At 59.9% G+C, this 17,736-nt stretch carries 16 protein-coding genes; 10 read left to right on the top strand and 6 right to left on the bottom strand.

The genetic code is table 11. The annotated features are described in order from the left end of the window. Positions 1-138: 138 nt before the first annotated feature. The 4 genes from ACIQWP_RS00400 to ACIQWP_RS00385 all read left to right on the top strand — a co-directional run bounded on the left by ACIQWP_RS00400 (position 139) and on the right by ACIQWP_RS00385 (position 6,079). The gene (locus ACIQWP_RS00400) at positions 139-2,301 is read left to right on the top strand and encodes a GumC family protein (RefSeq protein WP_402780658.1); all 2,163 of its coding nucleotides are present in this window, start codon (positions 139-141) and stop codon (positions 2,299-2,301) included. A gap of 2 nt (positions 2,302-2,303) precedes the next feature. Then, entirely contained in the window at positions 2,304-3,431 is a 1,128-nt protein-coding gene (locus ACIQWP_RS00395) for a glycoside hydrolase family 5 protein (protein ID WP_402780655.1), read from the top strand. 59 nt (positions 3,432-3,490) lie between these two features. Beyond that, a complete protein-coding gene (locus ACIQWP_RS00390) occupies positions 3,491-5,053 on the top strand; it encodes a hypothetical protein (protein ID WP_402780652.1) in 1,563 nt (520 codons plus the stop codon). 141 nt (positions 5,054-5,194) lie between these two features. Next, positions 5,195-6,079, top strand: coding sequence for a hypothetical protein (locus tag ACIQWP_RS00385; RefSeq protein WP_402780649.1), 885 nt, complete (start codon positions 5,195-5,197; stop codon positions 6,077-6,079). A 53-nt stretch (positions 6,080-6,132) separates the two neighbouring features. On the opposite strand, the gene ACIQWP_RS00380 is transcribed toward ACIQWP_RS00385, so the two are convergent. Both ACIQWP_RS00380 and ACIQWP_RS00375 read right to left on the bottom strand, forming a co-directional pair. Then, positions 6,133-7,392 (bottom strand): FAD-dependent oxidoreductase, encoded by a 1,260-nt coding sequence (locus ACIQWP_RS00380; RefSeq protein ID WP_402780646.1) that lies wholly within the window; start codon positions 7,390-7,392, stop codon positions 6,133-6,135. Then, the gene (locus tag ACIQWP_RS00375; RefSeq protein ID WP_402780643.1) at positions 7,389-8,198 is read right to left on the bottom strand and encodes a WecB/TagA/CpsF family glycosyltransferase; all 810 of its coding nucleotides are present in this window, start codon (positions 8,196-8,198) and stop codon (positions 7,389-7,391) included. Before ACIQWP_RS00375 ends, ACIQWP_RS00380 begins: the two co-directional genes overlap by 4 nt. A gap of 634 nt (positions 8,199-8,832) precedes the next feature. Between ACIQWP_RS00375 and ACIQWP_RS00370 the strand changes: the two genes are divergently transcribed. Both ACIQWP_RS00370 and ACIQWP_RS00365 read left to right on the top strand, forming a co-directional pair. Next, positions 8,833-9,324, top strand: coding sequence for a MarR family winged helix-turn-helix transcriptional regulator (locus tag ACIQWP_RS00370; protein WP_402780640.1), 492 nt, complete (start codon positions 8,833-8,835; stop codon positions 9,322-9,324). Next, positions 9,324-10,007, top strand: a complete 684-nt coding sequence (locus ACIQWP_RS00365) for a GNAT family N-acetyltransferase (protein WP_402780637.1) — start codon at positions 9,324-9,326, stop codon at positions 10,005-10,007. The genes ACIQWP_RS00370 and ACIQWP_RS00365 overlap by 1 nt, the downstream gene beginning before the upstream one ends. A 30-nt stretch (positions 10,008-10,037) precedes the next feature. Here ACIQWP_RS00365 and ACIQWP_RS00360 read toward each other — a convergent pair whose 3' ends face one another. From ACIQWP_RS00360 to ACIQWP_RS00345, 4 genes are all read right to left on the bottom strand, one after another. Further along, positions 10,038-10,664, bottom strand: a complete 627-nt coding sequence (locus tag ACIQWP_RS00360; RefSeq protein WP_402780634.1) for a LysE family translocator — start codon at positions 10,662-10,664, stop codon at positions 10,038-10,040. A gap of 165 nt (positions 10,665-10,829) precedes the next feature. Beyond that, positions 10,830-12,077, bottom strand: coding sequence for an enolase C-terminal domain-like protein (locus ACIQWP_RS00355; protein WP_402780631.1), 1,248 nt, complete (start codon positions 12,075-12,077; stop codon positions 10,830-10,832). 30 nt (positions 12,078-12,107) lie between these two features. Beyond that, positions 12,108-12,890 (bottom strand): SDR family NAD(P)-dependent oxidoreductase, encoded by a 783-nt coding sequence (locus tag ACIQWP_RS00350; protein ID WP_402780629.1) that lies wholly within the window; start codon positions 12,888-12,890, stop codon positions 12,108-12,110. A 55-nt stretch (positions 12,891-12,945) separates the two neighbouring features. Next, positions 12,946-13,839, bottom strand: a complete 894-nt coding sequence (locus tag ACIQWP_RS00345) for an SMP-30/gluconolactonase/LRE family protein (protein WP_402780626.1) — start codon at positions 13,837-13,839, stop codon at positions 12,946-12,948. 174 nt (positions 13,840-14,013) lie between these two features. Between ACIQWP_RS00345 and ACIQWP_RS00340 the strand changes: the two genes are divergently transcribed. The 4 genes from ACIQWP_RS00340 (at position 14,014) to ACIQWP_RS00325 (ending at position 17,665) form a co-directional block, all read left to right on the top strand. Then, positions 14,014-14,676 carry a FadR/GntR family transcriptional regulator gene (locus tag ACIQWP_RS00340; protein ID WP_402782671.1) on the top strand — a complete coding sequence of 221 codons (663 nt, stop codon included), beginning with the start codon at positions 14,014-14,016 and terminating at the stop codon, positions 14,674-14,676. Continuing rightward, positions 14,676-15,878 carry a mandelate racemase/muconate lactonizing enzyme family protein gene (locus tag ACIQWP_RS00335; protein WP_402780623.1) on the top strand — a complete coding sequence of 401 codons (1,203 nt, stop codon included), beginning with the start codon at positions 14,676-14,678 and terminating at the stop codon, positions 15,876-15,878. Before ACIQWP_RS00340 ends, ACIQWP_RS00335 begins: the two co-directional genes overlap by 1 nt. Before the next feature lie 82 nt (positions 15,879-15,960). Continuing rightward, positions 15,961-16,653, top strand: a complete 693-nt coding sequence (locus tag ACIQWP_RS00330; RefSeq protein WP_402780620.1) for a GntR family transcriptional regulator — start codon at positions 15,961-15,963, stop codon at positions 16,651-16,653. Between the two features lie 37 nt (positions 16,654-16,690). Next, positions 16,691-17,665: a sugar ABC transporter substrate-binding protein gene (locus ACIQWP_RS00325; protein WP_402780617.1), complete on the top strand. Its 975-nt coding sequence runs from the start codon at positions 16,691-16,693 to the stop codon at positions 17,663-17,665. Positions 17,666-17,736 lie beyond the last annotated feature (71 nt).

The raw sequence follows: 17,736 nt of genomic DNA, 5'->3' as shown, positions 1-17,736 counted from the left end.
CGCAACATGGTTACTTGCGGTGTCTCAAGTCGATCACACGCTCCGGTGTAAATTCAACGGATGATTAACGTTATTCACTAATACTGAATTTAGTGATGTGCGATGAGCCGGAGACCCGCGGTCGCGGAGAGGAACTGGATGAAGCCGTTTAACATTGACGAGCGCTCGCTTCCGCCGCTGTTCGATGTCAGTGCCGTGTGGACGATCCTGTGGCAACGTTGGCTGACGGTGCTGGCGAGCACCTGCGTCGTGCTTCTATTGACGCTCGCTTACCTTGCCGTGGCAAAGCCGAGCTATACCGCGACTGCTTCGATCATGATCGATCCGCGCGATCCGCGCGCGACGAATCTCAACAATGTTCTGCCCGGTATCGGCAGCGACAGCGCCGCCATCGCCAGCCAGGTCTTCGTCATCGAATCGCGTGACCTGCTGATGAAGGTCTTTGAGAGCGAGAACATCGAGAGCGATTCCGAATTTTCGAACGGCGGCCTCCTGTCGCGTGTCGGCCTGGCCGCTCATCCCACGAAGGATTCGACCTTCAAGAATTTTCAGCGCGCCGTCACCGTGGAGCGCGCCGGGCTTACCTACGTCATCGACGTCAGTTTCCTGTCCCGGTATTCCGACAAGGCCGCGCGGATCGCCAATGCCATCGTCGACCGGTACAAGGCCGGTCTTTCAGGCGAGCGGGAGACTGCAAACAGCGACGTCAACTCTCTGCTTGCCAGCAGGATCGGCAATCTTCAGAAGAACGTCAGCGACGCTGAACAGGAAGTTGGGGATTTCAAGGTCTCGCATCAGATCCTGGATGCCTCCGCCGGCGGCACGCTGCAGTCCCAAATCGACAAACTTACGGATCAGTTGATCGGCGCGCGAAGCGATGCCGATCAGGCCAAGGATAAATATGCCCAGGCGGTCGCCGCAGGCACCTCGCCGGCCGGACTTGCCAAGCTCTCGGAAATCCTCTCCTCCGAAGCCACGGTAAAACTCCGCGAGAACTACAATCAGCGGGCTGCGGATCTTGCCAACTACGAAGCCATGTACCAGCCGCGCCATCCGATCATCAAAAGGCTGCGCTCCGAGCTGGACGGCATGCAGGGCCTCATGGCCGTCGAGGCACAGCGGATCACGCGGGAGTTGAAGGCAAAGTCCGATCTCGCCGCGCAGAATGTCGCGGCGCTGCAGACAAAGCTCGACGATCTCCGTCAAAGGCTTGAAAGCTCGGATGCCGCACAGGTGCAATTGCGGCAGCTCGAGGCCAAGACGAAGGCAGCGCGTGCCGTGCTCGACGACTTCCTGAAGCGCGCCGAGGAGACATCGCAGATGCAGGGTCTGCAGCTGCAGGAGGCGCGGGTAATCAGCGCCGCAGCCCCACCCGTGCAGCCGACCTGGCCGAAGCCGCTGCTGCTGTTGCCTGTCAGCGCGGCGCTGGGTCTTATCATCGGCTGCGGCCTTGCCTTGGTGCGTGGGCCTAAAGATCGACCGGAAACGGACCCGAAGACCCCGCTACGGAGCAGTCTCCTCGACGTCGAGCTTCATAAGGGCGCCTTGAGGGAGATTGCAAAATCAGAGCCAGCGCCAGTCAATCTCGGAGAGTACCGGTTGCCGGGCGTATCGGGCGCAGGTGCCTATCTAAGCATCCGCGCGATGCGGCGACGCTTTTTCCAGGCCGGAAACGAAGCCTTTTCGCGGGATGTGCTGCAACTCATGCGGCGCATCATTCTGCATCTGACCGAGCATCCGAAGCCTTATGTGCTGCTGATCTCCTCGCTTCATACGCCGCTTGCGGCGAGACTTGCGGGGGCGATGGTCGGCATAGGCCTTCAGCAGGCCGAACAGAATGTGCTCGTGGTCGAGTTCGGCGAGCAGTCAGGCCCGGGAGCATCGGCGCACAGCGGCAACGGTGTCTTCGTCAGCGGTGCGAGTGGTTTGAAGACCGTCGTCTACGACAAGCCTGCGGTGCAGGACACGGAGCCGCCGGTACGCCTCAACCTCGACGATATATTGGCCAGTGCCGGCGCCTTCGATTTCGTCCTTCTGATGGGACCTTCCATCGTCGACGGCAGCTGGGACCCGGTGCTTTTTGCCGAAGCGGACCTCATGCTCTTTGCACTCAGCCCTGCGGAGGAGACGGCGGAGGTCGCCAATATGCTTCGCCAGCGCCTCGATGCCGACCAGATCGGGCGCAGCGCCACGCTCGTAATTGCGCCGGAGCATATGGAGACACGCCGAAGCCAGCTGCTACGGCCGATCCGATCGGCTGGCGAGGGAGAGCAGGGCGGCCGAATCTCTGCGAGGGGATGATCGTGGGACGCGGCTTGCGATCGACGATGATATCACGCCGAAGCGCTCTCAAGCTGGCAGGCGGCTCCATTCTGGCGGCTCTTCCTGATGCCGGCGCGGCGCGTGCGGCGGTCAAGCGCGCCGTGCCCTCCCGCGGCATCAACCTGCCGGGATGGTTCGATCGAAGCGATGGAGTGGCACCAAGCGAGCCGGTGCTCGAAAAGCTTCGCCAATCGGGTTTCGAGACGATCCGGCTGCCGATCAATGGCGACCTCCTATCGGCGGGCAGTGCGGCCGAGCTCCGTCGCATCGAGGCTGGCGTGACCGACCTCAACCGGCTGGGTTTTTCGGTGCTGGCGGATATGCATCCCTCGGAGAGTCTTCACGCAGCTCTCCGTCAGGATTTCGCGGCCGGTTCTCAAAGGGCGGCCGAAGCCTGGACGGCGTTGAGCAGCGTTGTCGCGAATCTGCCGAATGAATCCGTCTATCCCGAGCTCTTGAATGAACCGCCCATGCGAAGCGATGCGTGGCTTCAGCTGCGGGATCGGCTTGCCGAGGTCGTGCGGTCCAAATGCCCGAGCCACACGCTGGTCTGGGGGCCGTCACCCTCTCAGGGCATATGGGAAATAGGCGAGACGCCGCCTCTTGCCGACGACAATCAGATCGCGGCCATCCACTTCTACGCGCCGACGGCTTTTACCCATCAATGCGAGACCTGGGATGCGTCCCCGCTTGCGCGGATTTCGAATTTGCCCTTTCCGGCCACCATCGAAACGCCTCGCGTGCAGGAAAGCATCGAGAAGCTGCGCGCCGGCGGCGACGAACAGGCGGCAAGCCTTATCGAGGAACAATTGACGACGCCCTGGACCGAAGCCGCGATCGCGTCAGAATTCGTGCGGCTCAGGCGCTGGTCCGAGACACATGACTGCCCGGTGATGATGAATGAGTTCGGCGTGCTCAACTTCTGTGTCGATGCCGAAAGCCGCAGGTTCTGGGTGCGGGCGGTGCGGCAAGCGGCAGAAGCCAACCAGGTCGGCTGGGCCTATTGGGAACTCGATCAGGGCTTCGGCATCATCGAGACCAGACGCAGCACCGAGGGTTTCGACAGTGCCATGATCGCCGCGCTTCTGGACGGACATGGTGGAGGCTGACATGCGCGGGAGCACGGCGTTGCGGAACGACAACTGATGCGGACGGATGGAGATTGGCGATGAGCGTCACGGGCAATCGCGCCGGCTTCGGGGCGGAAGGTCTGAGCGGGCTGCGCTCGGATGCGATGTTCCATCTTTGCATCGCCATTCTCGCGGTCATCGCTTCCGTCTCGGCATTCGCCGTCTGGACGCCTTTCGGGGTTGCCGCAACATTCGCCTTGACGCTCGTCCTGTCGATCGCTCAGCCCGGCTGCATCCCGATCGTCATCGCCTGTTCCTTTCTCTATCAGAACCTCGTGGTTGCCTGGTTCACCCCTTTCGTGCCCGACCACAACACGTTCGACGCGCTGCGCGGCGCCAACTTCGTCATCCTGATGACTGCCTTCGTCGCCTTCGTCATGGCCTCTTTTCAATATCGTGTTCGGGCTTTGAGCGAATTACGACCCTGGTTGATCTTTAGCTTCGTGATCTGCGGCATAGTGAGCTTTTACCTTGCACTCGGTGCCGTCCACGGCGGACCGAAGGATGCCGTCATCTATTTCCGCAACACGATCACGCCGCTTGCCTGTTTCCACATCGCGATCCTTGCAGCCAGTCTCTACCCCATCGATCTGCGCAAGGGCATCCTTTGGCTCTGCGCGGTTGCCATCCTCTACGGTTATCTGGAGCAGATCTTCCGGATGGATTTCCTCAGCCTGTTTCACGGCGATCTCTATATCCATCGTGGCCTGAAAGCGCAGATCGAGGCGGGCGTATGGGAAAAGAAGCTGAGGGAAACCGGCTTCGTGCTCCGCGGCATCGAAGACACGATGATGACGACATTCTTCAACACTAAGCTGCTCAGTGACCTGTTTCCCCCGATCTTCCGCAATGGCGGTCCGAACTTCCACCCCATCAGCTATGCTTATGGGCTCAGCATCATGTCGGCCTGGCTTCTGTTCAGGGGGCGCTGGCTGCTGCCCATCGCCGCGTTGCCGCTGCTGCTCGTCATCGGCTCCAAGGGCGCGACGTTCATGCTGCTGGTGGCACTCGGCGCGCGGCTGATCTATCGGCCCTCGCGCGCGGAGCTGACGCTGCTGGCCGTGGTCGCGCTGGCCGTCGTCTGGACGGTCGCGGCGATCCTCTTCGGAGTGACGCATGGCGACTATCATGTTCTCGGCCTGATCGCAGGCGTTCGCGAGTTCATGCACAATCCGCTCGGGCAGGGCTTGGGGATTGGTGGCAATCTTTCGAGCACAAGTCTCAATCTGGATTGGGACCGGGCGCAAGACGAAGGCGTCGCCTCCGTTCCCGTCGAAAGCGCGGTCGGCGTCATGCTTTATCAGATGGGCGTGGGCAGCTTCGTCTTCTTCGGCTTTCTGGTGGCCCTTGTCCTATCGGCTCGCAAGCAGCTGATCGCCACGGGCGATCCGGATTTCCTCTTCGCTTTCGTCGCGGTCGTCACGATCACGTCCAACGCGGTATTGCAGGAGGAAGCGTTCTTTTCGCCTCTCGCCCTCGGCTTTTGCCTTCTGCTTGTCGGTGTTTCCTTTGGAACGCGATGGCGTTCGCTTGGTATTTCGAGGGGTGTGCTCAGTCAGGCGGGTCAACACACGCCGCCGCGGCCACCATTACGCGATTAATCTTCCGTTCAGTAGAATGGACACTGACTATCGGAAAGTGCCTGCGAATGCTGCCTCGGAAAATATTCATTAATAGAAATATAGTATGTTTCTAAAATGTGAAGCATGCATTGCTATCTCGGTAATATTGCGGAGTTGATCATGGCAGTTTTAGGCGCATTTCCTCCTGGACTTACTTGCCGATCGATCGAGGAGAGCGATTGGAACGGCATCATCGATTGCCTCCGCAGAAATTTTCCGACGCGCGATCGGGGCTATTGGGAGCGCGCCGTCACGCGCATGGAGAAGCGGCCTTTCGTGCCCGATTTGCCGAAATACGGCTTCGTCCTGGATATGTCCGGACACATTGTCGGCGTCCTGCTGGCGCTTTACTTTCGGCATGACGGACTGGAAGGCGAAGAACTGCGCTGCAATCTGTCGAGCTGGTCTGTCGATCCGGAATACCGCGCCTTTGCCGGCAAGATGGTGATTGCGGCGCTGAGACGAAAGAACGTAACCTATATCAACGTCTCGCCGGCGCCGGGAACCATCAAGGTCAACGAAGCGCTCGGCTTCCGCCGCTATGCCGACGGGCAGCTCGCCTTCCTGCCGGTGCTGAGTGCGGCGAGACAGACTTGCCGCGTGCTCGAGGCCCGTCCCGATCTTCCCGAAATGTCACTGCTTTCCGAGGGCGACAGAGAGATCCTTCTCAAGCATGCGGCGCTCGAATGCCTGTCGTTGATTTGTGTCGACGGCGACAAAGCATTTCCCTTCGTGTTCAAGACACGCCGCATCTTCCATGGCCTCGTTCCGAGTTGTCAGGTGATCTATTGCCGCACGCCTGCGGAGCTCAGCCAGTGCGCCGGGGCGCTTGGCCGCCACCTCCTGCGTAAAGGCATAGTCCTTTGCGTCGTCGATGCGAATGGGCTCGTGCCCGGTCTTGTCGGTCGTTACTTTGCCGGGAGCGGGACGAAATATTTCAAAGGCCCGAAGCCGCCCTCGCTCGGAGACCTGACATTCACCGAGCTGGTTATCTTCGGCTTCTGACCGCAGGATCAAACTGCTATCGGAGTTCTGCCGGCGCGAGATCGCGGCACGTTTCACGCCTGCGGCGTCGACTTCAGGTTCAGCGCCGGTGATTGGATGGCGGATCTGGCGCGTATCGTCTTGAGGGGGGCGAGTTTCGTTGCGACAGCAGGGCTCAGGCTTTCGATGCCTGACAGTATGCGGCGGCGCATGAAATGGAACTGGCGGCGCAGACGCCAGCCTAAATCGTTCCTGGCTCTCAGATTGAAATTATGATCGGCCGTCCGCAGCACGTTGGCGTCCATCTCGAGCTTTTCCGGATCGGCATAATAGGCAGCGATCCTGGCGCCGTCGATCGAGGCCTCCGCCATCCATTGCGGAATGTGAACGGCGCACAAACGCTCGACTTCGGTCAGAAGCCGGCTGACGCCGAGTCCGGTTGCCGGACACGAGGTCAGATAGGCGTCCCCGATCAGCACGACGCCAGCCTGCCGGCAATTGTCGGCGAGAGTAATGTCGGTGAGCCAGCTGTCGATGCGGCTGGCGATTTCGAAGTCGCCAAAGTTATCGACAAGGGACGGGAAGGCGGCGATGAGCGCTTGCTTCGGATCGTCATGCAGCGATTTGACCCAGGGATCTCGCGGATCTCGGAACAGGAAAAGGTTGGCGCGCGTCGCGCCGGGGACCGGAAACAGATTGAGATGGTCGATGCCATCGCCGTCACCATGATAGGTCAGCGCCGCAAGCCGAAATCTGTTCGACCGCAGGGGACGGAGATTGAAGCCGAATGCGAGCGGGCGCCTTTTGCTGATCGATCGCTGCGAAATTTCGAGATCTCGGCGCAATATATCGCCCATCCCGGCTGCAAGCACCAGCAGTCGCGCAGTCACCTCGTTCTGGCCGAGGATTGAAATCCGCTGTTGCGTCGCGCTCGTTCGCAAACCGCTGACCTGTCCGACGATGAAGTTTACCGTTTCCGGCAATGCCGCACGCATTGCGGCGATGAGCCTATTGTAGAAGAATCCATAGTGGCGGCCATATGTCCGGTCCAATACGCGTCCCTTATGCATGTTGACGATTTCGTCGAAGGGTATGGCGGCGCTGGACAAAGGCGCGAGCAATTGCAGCCTCTGCAGCTTTTCGATCTCTTCGCTGCCGATCGTCTCGACGCGGAATTCCTGCGGAAAGACGCGATGGCGATCGATAAGCTTCACCCGGTAGCCTGCCCGACCGAGCATGCAGGCGGTCAGAGTGCCGGAAAGCCCACCGCCGACGATGGCTATATCGGTGTCCGTCTCTCCGGTCGGCTGCTCGAGATATCGCCTGTTCATCATTTCGAATACCTCAGGATCGCGTAGATGGCGTAGGGATTGGTCGTGAGATAGCGCCAGAACAGACGGCGTGGCTCCATCAGCATCCGCCAGAACCATTCGAAGCCTGCTCTCTGGACCCAGATGGGGGCTCTCTTCGTCCTCTCGGCCAGATGGTCGAAGAGCCCGCCCGATGTCTTGATGATGCCGACATTGGCAAGTCTTGCGGCAAAATCGTGCACGAAGATCTGCTCGTGGGGAACGCCGAGACCGATCCACAATATGTCGGGCGCAAGCGCGTTGATCTCGTCAAGCTTCTGTTCCAGGGCTTCCCCGGCAAGATAGCCGTGGCAATGCCCGGCGATGCGCAAGCCGGGATAACGTGCCTGCACGGCGGCGACGGCTTCGTGGTTTGCCGCCTCGGTCGCGCCCAGGAGGTAGAAGCTTATGCCCTCCCTTTCGGCAAGTTCCGCCACATCGTGGAAGAGGTCCGTCGTTGCCACGCGTTCGGGGAGTTGCACCCTGCAAAGCAAGCGCGAGGCCATGACGAGCGGCTGGCCGTCGGCCAGGATCTGATCGGCTTCCCGGAAGAGTTTGGCGATATTGGCGTCGGCATGAACGCGTGCGACGACCTCGCCATTGGCCGATGTAAAATAGTATGGCCGGCTGTCGCGGCGGCGTCTTCGCGCCACTTGGATCATGAAGGAGGCGGCATTTCGCCGGTTGACGACAGTGATGGGCAAGCCGCCGATCAATATGCTTGGAAGCGTAAGGGGATAGTCTTGAGTCGGAATGGCGGCTCGGTGTTCGGGCGCGTCTGCCGGCTGCATTTGGCTCTCCTGGTTTGAGACCTGTTCTTCGGAAACAAGATGTGCGCCGGTAGCATCCAGGCCGTTGGGAGCCGGCATTTGGACGCCATCCTCGATTGAGTAAGCTCTTTCTGAATATCTTTGAGAGTCTGTACCAATTTCATGCACAACCATTACCTCCGCTTGCGTAATGGTTAGCTAATATTAATTGGAAAGTTAAGGCATTTATTAGTATTCAGTTAATATGTAAAATTCTAAAGAAATAATATACGCATGCACTGAACTTCAAGTGATGTCGGGCAGTTTCATAGCTCTTCGATATTATGAAACTATTTCAGTAGCTTGATTAAAGTTCAGCTTGATCTGTTCGTCCCGGAAGTCGACACCGCCGCCGCGACTATCTTGCGTGCGGGGGCGTGTGTCCGCGACACCTCTCTTGAAAGCCGTCCTGCTGCTGCGTACCGGATTCGAACAGAATACGACCCTAACGTTAGTGCGGTTTTGGATGGCAGCGGGACGCATGGGCGGGAAGGGAGGCGCTGGCTGCAATCAATGGATTTATATCCCAAAGTTCGCCCGGCGGAGAGTAGCCGTTGACAAAATTACATAAGCTTTTATATAACTAGTTATGCAAATTTAACGCACGGAGTGCGACTTGGTTGACGATATTGTGAGGTCCTTGGGTTTCCTCTGCCTCGGCAGCCGATTCCGCCGTATCGGCGAACGCCTGCAGGCGGATACGCAGCAGATCATGGAAGAGCTGGGCGTCTCGCTGCAATCAGCCCAGTATCCGTTTCTGGCGGCCATCGACTGCGCCGGCCCGCTGACGATCGGCGAACTTGCTCAGGCTGTCGGCATCACACAGCCAGGTGCGACGCGCACCATCTCGCAGCTTCTGGAATTGGGATATGTCGACATGCGGGCTTCGGCCGAAGACCAGCGCCGCCGCCTGATTTCACTGACGTCAAAGGGGCAGGAGCTCGTCGACTATTCGAAAAGAGCCGTCTGGCCGCGCATAGAACAGGCGGTCCGCGAACTTTGTGGCGATCTTTCAGCGCCGATATTGCAACAACTGGCCGCCATCGAAGACGGGCTTGCCGAAGCTCCTCTCAAGCGGCGCGGCGATCTTGCCAGGGAACAACAATGATGAGCCATATTCTCGACCGCCCGATCTGGAGCGCGCTTGAAACCGCCCATGCTTCTCTGGCGGAGGGCAACGCGCATGCCCGGCGTTATCCGCCCTCGATCGTGCCTTTCGCCGCGCCCGCCGACAATTCCGGCGAAAGCCTCGATGCTCTGGCAGAGCTGCCGGTGGGTGACGAGGTCATGGCGCTGGTCGAAGCCGAACCGATCATCGTCCCTCAGGGATTGACGACCCTTTCCAATGCCAGGCTTGTGCAGATGATGGCGGAGCGACCGTCCGGGCGGATCTCAGACAGCCGGATCGAGCCGCTGACGGAGGCAGATGCGGCGGATATGCTCGCCCTTGCCACACTTACGAAACCCGGTCCCTTCACGCTGCGCGCCCAGAGCCTCGGCTCCTTTTGGGGTGTAAAGATCGACGGGCGTCTTGTTGCCATGGCTGGACAGCGGATGCGCCAGACGGGATTTGCCGAGCTCAGCGGTCTCTGCACCCATCCCGATTTTCAGGGGCGCGGCCTCGGCACCCTGCTCTTCCGTTTCGTGGCCGGTGAGATCGCGGCGCGGGGCGAAGCCGCCTATCTGCACGCCTATACCACGAACGCGCCGGCCATTGCGCTTTATGAAGCAATGGGCTTTCGCATTCGCTCGCAGATGAACTTCTCAGTCGTCAAACGGCAGTCAGCCTGATGATCTCCGGCCTGTCGCCGTAAAGCAAGATCACTGCTGCTGCAGCGCAAGCCTCAATCCCAACAGCATGTAGATCGAGCCGATGACCTTTCCCTGCCATCGGCCGATGGTGCGGTTGCGGCGCAGCCAGCCACCGATCGATCCGGCGCCGATTGCCAGAAGCGAGGTCACGCCGATGCTGAGGGTCACGAAAATGGCTCCAAGCAGCGCGAATTGCGCGATGACGGACCCGCTTTCGGGATGGATGAATTGCGGCAGGAAGGCCAGGAAGAACAGCGCGGTCTTTGGGTTGAGTATCTCGGTGAAGAACCCCTGTCGGAACGCGCGCACGGGGGTAATGGCCTGCGCGGTCGGTAGATCGATGTTGCCGCTTTTCTCGACGAAAGCCTTGAAGCCCAGATAGATTAGATAGATGACACCGGCATATTTGACGATCTCGAAGGCCAGCGCGGATGTGGCGAGCAACGCCGACAATCCGAAGGTCGCCATCATCGTATGGAAAAGATCGCCGGCGGCGATCCCGGCGCCGGTTGCCAAGCCCGCGCGCTTGCCGCCGCTGACGGCTCTGGCCAGAGTGAGCAGCGTGGCGGGTCCGGGAATGACCATGAGGCCAAGCACCACCAATATATAAGTCGTCAAAACACCGAGGCTGACCATCGATCTCTCTGAAGTTGGGCGCTGCGACAAAGTCTCCGCAGCATGGAAAATCTGCATCCGCCATTTATAGCTGGCTTGCAGACTAATCGATTTGCGGAGCGTTGCAACAATTGCGTTGGATTGCGGCACGCAACTCGTCAGCGTGGAAGGGCCGGCAACCAGAAATCAATAGTCCACGATCCGATCATCCGTCGGATCTGCCCAGCGCGCATTCGGCACGGTGGAGAACCAGCCGGGACGCGCGGGGTCGCGATCGTAGAGATAACCGCCCAGCGATTTGTAGAGATCCGAATACCTTCCCAGTTTTTCGCGGTCTATCTCCACGCCGAGGCCGGGACCTGTGGGCACCTTGATCGCGCCGTCGGCATATTTCATCGGCCCGCCGACGATGATGTCGTCGGTCAGCTGGTGATAATGTGCGTCTGCGGTATAGACGAGGTTCGGCAGGGCCGCGCCGAGATGCAGCATGGTGGCGAGCTGAATGCCGAGTTCTCCCGAGGAGTGGACCGCGACCCCCAGCTGGAACGTCTCGCATACGCCCGCCGCCTTGATGCAAGGCCGGATGCCGCCCCAGAAGGTGGTATCGAGCAGGATCACGTCGACGGCCGGGTTCAGCACATTTGTGGCGAGTTGCTCGAAATTGATGACGATCGTGTTGGTGGCGAGCGGCATGTGCGTATTTTCCCGCACGCGCCGCATGCCGTTGAGGCCCCAGGTCGGGTCTTCGTAGTAGTCGTTGTTAAGGTCTTCGATTCCCCTAGCAAAGCGGATCGCCTCTTCGACGCTGAAGGCCGCGTTCGGATCGTAGCGAACGGAATCGGTGCCAACAGCCTTTGCGAGCGTGCGAAAGACTTCGAGTTCATAATCCGGCGGGAAGACGCCGCCCTTCAGTTTATGCGCCTTGAAGCCGTGACTGCGCTTCAGCTCCAGTGCCTGTTCAATCAGCTGGTCGGCGGTGCGGATCTCGCCCTTGCCGGTGTCCTTGTTGGGTAAACGGAAGAAGAGATAGCTCGCAAAGCCGACCTCGTCGCGCATCTTGCCGCCAAGCACATCATAGGCGGGCACACCCAGAAACTTGCCGATGATATCGATGCAGGCGAATTCGATCGCCGCATGCATCTGCGTGCGATTGTTGTAGAGGCTAGCTGTCGGATTGCAGATCTTGAAGCGCAGCTGTTCGAGCTCGAAAGGATCATGCCCGACGAGGTAGGTTTTCAACGCACGAAACGCTGCTTCCGCACTCTCGCCGCCTCCACCCATCTCGCCGAGACCGACAATGCCGACATCCGTTTCGACCTCGATGATCGTGCGCACGAAGCGGCCCCAATGCGCGCCGTTGGAATGGCGCAACGGTGCGTCGAGCGGCACGGTCACGGTTGTCGCGCGGATGTCGGTGATTTTGGGCCGCTTCATGCAGATCTCCGTGGGAATGAAAGCAATCGATCAATCGGGTAGCACAATGCCGAGCTTGGCCATGGTGCCGCCATCGATCTTCATGTCGGCGCCGGTGATGAAACGGGCCTTGTCGCTGGCCAGGAAGGCGACCAGATCCGCCACCTCTTCCTGCCGGCCGACGCGACCGATGGGATGCCCCTTGCCCCACTGGGCGATCATCTCGTCCTGGGTCAGGTCACCCTTGAAGCGGTCTGCCGCCCAGCGCAGCATCGGCGTATCGATCGAAGCGGGGCAGACGGCATTGACGGTGATGTTGTCGGCGGCGTGGTCGAGCGCCATGGCCCTCACGAGTGCGTTGATGCCGCCCTTGCTGGCGGTATAGGCCGCGACATTCGTCTGTGACGCATAGGACTGTATCGACGAAATGGCGATGATCGCGCCGCCGCCACGCTTCTTCATTTCGGGGATAGCAAATTTCGAGGCGAGATAGACGCCCTTCAGATTGATGTCGAGCACATCATCCCAGGTGTCCTCCGGCGTGTCGACCACCGTGCCATAGCGCTGAATGCCGGCGCTGCAGACGAGGATATCGACGCCCCCATGTCTCGCTACAGCCTGCTCGACGGCATCTCGCATGTCGGGCACACTGCGGACGTCGCCGGCGCAGCCACTCGTCTTGCCGCCGATCTCCTTCACGGCCTTGTCGAGTGAATTCCGGTCGTTGGAAACGATAAGGACCTGTGCGCCGGCATTTGCAAACCGCTCCGCGCAGGCGCGCCCCATCCCCAGGCTACCGCCGGTGACAATGATGCTCTTGCCGTCGAATTCCATTTACGAAGCTCCTCCAACGCAATACTATCCATTAACATTCTACCATACCAGTATGTCAACAGCCGAATTTGGGCTCTTTGATGCCGCGAAAGCCGGTGCTGATCGCCAGCAGGCTGCCCTCTAACGGATGGGCCGACAGATGCTCGGGCGTCATGGTGAAGCGGGCCGAGGTCACGTAGAGCGTCGAAAGGTCGTCGCCGCCAAAGGTGCAGCTTGTCGGCCAGGAAACCGGTAATTCGACGAGATCGGTGAGTTCACCTTCCGCGCTGAACCGTGCGACGGCTGCGCCTCCGACGACGCGGCAGTTCCACAAATGATCGTTCGCATCGATGCAGGAGCCGTCGGGCAGACCGCGTTCGAAGCTGCTGACGATGGTACGGCGATCGGAGATGGTCTTTGCCTGCGGATCGTAGGCGAATGAGTAGATTTCATTGGCGAGCGTGTCGGCGAAAAGAAAGCGATTGTCGCGGGTCCAGGCCATAGTGTTGGTGATGCCGTATGCGTTTGCAGTAAGTCTTGTGATCGTGCCCGATGGATCGATGCGATAGACGGCACCAGTATTGGTGTCCATCTGCTTGGGCGTCCCATCCGCATTGAGATTGTTCTGCATCGTCGAAACCCAGAATGAGCCGTCCGGCGCGACGCGACCCTCATTCAGCCGGTTGGCCGGCATGTCCGGTTCCGGTATGGCGAAGACTCCGAATTTCCCATCTGGTTGCCAGAGGCAGACTTCGCGCGTCAGGCCGACGATGAAGCCGCCACTCCTGCGCATGCCGATCGATGTCGGAAAATCCGGCGTCGGCCATGTGTCGTGCCGCGCTGTCTTCACCTCCAGGCGATGAATGCGCTTGCCGCCGATATCGACCCAATAGAGCGCGTGTTCGTCACCCGACCAGATGATGCTTTCGCCGACGATATCTAGCGCTTCGAAGAAAACACTGGCCTGCATGCGTCCTCCCAATTCCTCTCGAAACTTTGGATTGACAATAGGCAAGGCGCAATCTAAATCAAGCTCAACTTAAACCTATATGATAGGTTGGAGAGAAGCTTGATAGAGACGTTGTCAGACGTAAAGGAAGCCGGGGATCGGCAGGGTATGGCGGAAGGGCTGCTCGGTGGCGTGATGGAGGCCGTGAAGGCCCTTATCCGCGACAGCGGGCTCCAGGTTGGCGATGAACTGCCGAGCGAGGGCGCTTTTGCCGAGCTGACCGGCGCTTCGCGAACGATCGTTCGCGAAGCCTATCGCTCACTGGCAGCCCTGACGCTGATCGATATCGGCAATGGGCGGCGGGCGCGGGTGGCCGCTCCGAAAGCCGACGTTCTGGCAATGATTACCGATCATGCGGTTCACACGAACCAGGCGACCATCCAGCAAATCTTCGACGTCAGGCGGACCATTGAGCGCCGCACGGTGGCGCTGGCCGCATTGCGCCGGACGGATCGGGAAGCTGCAGAAATCTATGCGCTCGCGGAAGCGATGCAGCGCGATTTCAACGAGCCGCAGAAAGTCATGGAGCATGACATCGCCTTTCACGAGGCGATCGGTGTTGCTTCGAAAAACCCGATGTTTTCGCTGATCGTCGGCTCCTTTCATGTCGTCACGCGCCATACCTGGCCGATCGGCTGGGCAAGTCGAGCCAGCAACGAAACGCGGCAGGAAAGCATCGATGGCCACTTCGTCATCGCCCAAGCGATCGCCAATGGCGACCCGGCCAGAGGCGAGGCGGCGATGGTCGAGCACTTCGATCTCACGGTGAAGGCGCTACTGGCGGCGGGAGTCTACTGATGAAAATCACTGCATTCGAAACCATCCGCGTCAAGGAGTTCCCAAATATCCTCTGGGTGCAGATCCACACGGATGAGGGGCTCGTCGGGCTCGGCGAAACCTTCTTCATGGCCGAAACGGTGGAGGCCTATATCCATGAGGTCGTGGCGCCGAAACTGCTCGGTCGCGATCCACTGGAGATCGACAAGATTTCCAAGGATCTGACCGGCTACCTCGGTTTCCGCTCCACAGGTGTCGAAATGCGTGGCAACTCGGCCATCGATATCGGCCTTTGGGACCTGTTCGGAAAGGCGACGAAGCTGCCGATTGCGCAATTGCTGGGTGGCTTTTCGCGCCGGGAAATCCGCACCTACAATACCTGCGCGGGCAATACCTATATGCGCGACGCGAGCGGCCAGCAGACGGGCAATTACGGGATCGGCGGTCCGCGTCGAGACTATGATGACCTGAACGGTTTCCTTGAGCGTGCCGACGAACTGGCCGAAGACCTGCTCTCCGAAGGCATTACGGCCATGAAGATCTGGCCTTTCGATATCGCCGCGGAGGCGAGCGCCGGTCAGTATATTTCCGGGCCTGCTCTGCGCAAGGCGCTCGAGCCTTTCGAGAAGATCCGCAAGCGGGTTGGCGACAAGATCGACATCATGGTCGAGTTTCACTCCATGTGGCAATTGACGCCGGCGATCCAGATTGCCCGGGCGCTCGAACCCTATGCCACGTTCTGGCACGAAGATCCGATCAAGATGGATTCGCTCTCCAGTCTGAAGCGTTATGCGGCCGCGAGCTCAGCACCTCTATGTGCCTCCGAGACGCTGGCCACCCGTTGGGCCTTTCGTGATCTATTGGAGACCGACAGCGCCGGCGTCGTCATGCTCGACCTCTCCTGGTGCGGCGGGATTTCCGAGGCAAAGAAGATCGCCACCATGGCCGAAGCCTGGCATCTGCCGGTGGCGCCGCATGACTGCACAGGGCCGGTGGTGCTTTCGGCGTCGACGCATCTGTCGCTCAATGCGCCGAATGCGCTGGTGCAGGAGAGCGTGCGCGCCTATTACCGCACCTGGTATGCCGATCTCACGACGCAACTGCCGACGGTTACCAATGGCATGATTACCATCCCTCCGGGACCGGGTCATGGGGTCGAACTGGCCGAGGATCTCGATAAAAAGTTCAGTGTTTCCCGCCGCATGGCAAAGGCCGAGGCATAAGCTCAGCAAAAATACTTGACTTGTATGGTAGTAGGTTAGTACATAATTCGCATTGGGCCGGCATTGGGAGGAAGGTCGCCGCATGCAGAACGCCAAATCCCCGAAGGTGGTCGCGATAAGCGAATCCGTTGGCCCGCAGGTCTATCGAATCCTGCGTGAACGGATCATCCAGGCCGAGCTTCTGCCGGGGGAGCGGCTGTCGGAATCCGATGCCGCCAAGTCCCTATCCGTCAGCCGGCAGCCGGTGCGCGAAGCTTTCATCAAGCTCTCGGAGGAGGGGCTGGTGCAGGTGTTGCCGCAGCGCGGTACCTTCGTCACCAAGATTTCCGTGGCTTCGGTCATGGATGTGCGTTTCGTGCGTGAGGCGATCGAGGCCGATATCGTCCGGCTGGTGGCCGAAGGTCATGCGCCGGAAACCATAGCGGAACTGCGTCGGCAGCTCGCCGAGCAGAGGAAGGTCCCGCATGACGATCGCGCCGCATTCCTGAGGCTCGACGAGCTCTTCCATCACACGCTCGCTGCGGCGGCCGGCAAGGCCTATGCCTGGAGCGTGATAGAAAGCGTCAAGGCGCAGATGGACCGCGTGCGCTTTCTCTCCGTCGATGACATGCATGTCGGGCGGTTGATCGAGCAGCATGAAAAAATAGTCGACGGGATTGCCGCGGGCGACAAAGTCGCCGCGGAGGAGGCGATCCGGCTGCATCTGCGCGAGATCCTGACATCGTTGCCTGAAATCGCCCGCTCGCGCGCGGAGCTGTTCGACGACACGGAGTGATCGCAGCGTAAATCAATATAAAACCAGGGAGGAACACATGTTTAAGAAATTGATCGCCGGCACGGCGCTGGGCCTGTCGTTAATGGTATCCAGCGCCTCTGCCGCGGGACTGAATATCACGTTCATCAGCCATTCCTCGGCGTCCAACACATTCTGGCAGTCGGTGAAGAAGGGCTTCGACGATGCCTGCACCCGCGTCGAGGCCAATTGCCAGCTCGTCCTGACGCAGACCGAAGGCTCCGTCGAACAGGCGGTCGCCAACCTACAGGCCGCAATCGCCACCAAGCCCGATGCGATCTTCGTCGCTATCGTCGATGACAAGGCCTATGACGCCGCGATCAAGGAAGCGACCGACGCCGGCATTCTCGTGCTTGCCGTCAATGTCGATGACAGCCAGGGCGCCAAGGGCAATGCCCGCAAGGCCTTCATCGGCCAGGGCTTCGTCGCGGCCGGCTATTCGCTCGCCAAGGCGCAGTCCCTGAACTTCCCGAAGGACGGACCGCTCAACCTGTTGGTCGGCGTCAACGCTCCCGGCCAGACATGGTCCGAACAGCGCGCCGCCGGTGTCACCAAATTCCTTGAGGAATACAAGGCCGAGCACAAGGACCGCGAGGTCAATATCGCGCGGATCGACTCGGCGACCGACCTCGCAGTTGCCGCCGACCGTATCGGCGCCTACCTCAATGCCAACCCCAACACGACGGCCTATTTCGACACCGGTTATTGGGATGCGGGCGTTGCGAAGGTGCTGAAAGACCGGGGTATTGCGCCCGGCAAGGTGTTGCTTGGCGGTTTCGATCTCGTGCCGGAAGTGCTGCAGCAGATGACCGCCGGTTACGTGCAGGTGCAGGTTGACCAGCAGCCCTATATGCAGGGCTTCATGCCGGTCATGCAGGCCTATCTCTGGAAGACGGCCGGTCTGACGCCCTCGGATATCGATACCGGACAGGGGATCGTCACCCCCAAGGATGTGCCCGTCATCATGGAAATGTCGAAGCGCGGCTTGCGTTAACAGAACCATCCAACGACCCACCGGCGTCTTGCTCTGCGGAATAGGACGCCGAACCATGAGTGTGTGACGCC

It is taken from the genome of Rhizobium sp. NPDC090279, from assembly GCF_044769665.1.
Taxonomy (GTDB): Bacteria; Pseudomonadota; Alphaproteobacteria; order Rhizobiales; family Rhizobiaceae; genus Rhizobium.
This window is presented reverse-complemented; position numbering and strand designations above follow the sequence as displayed.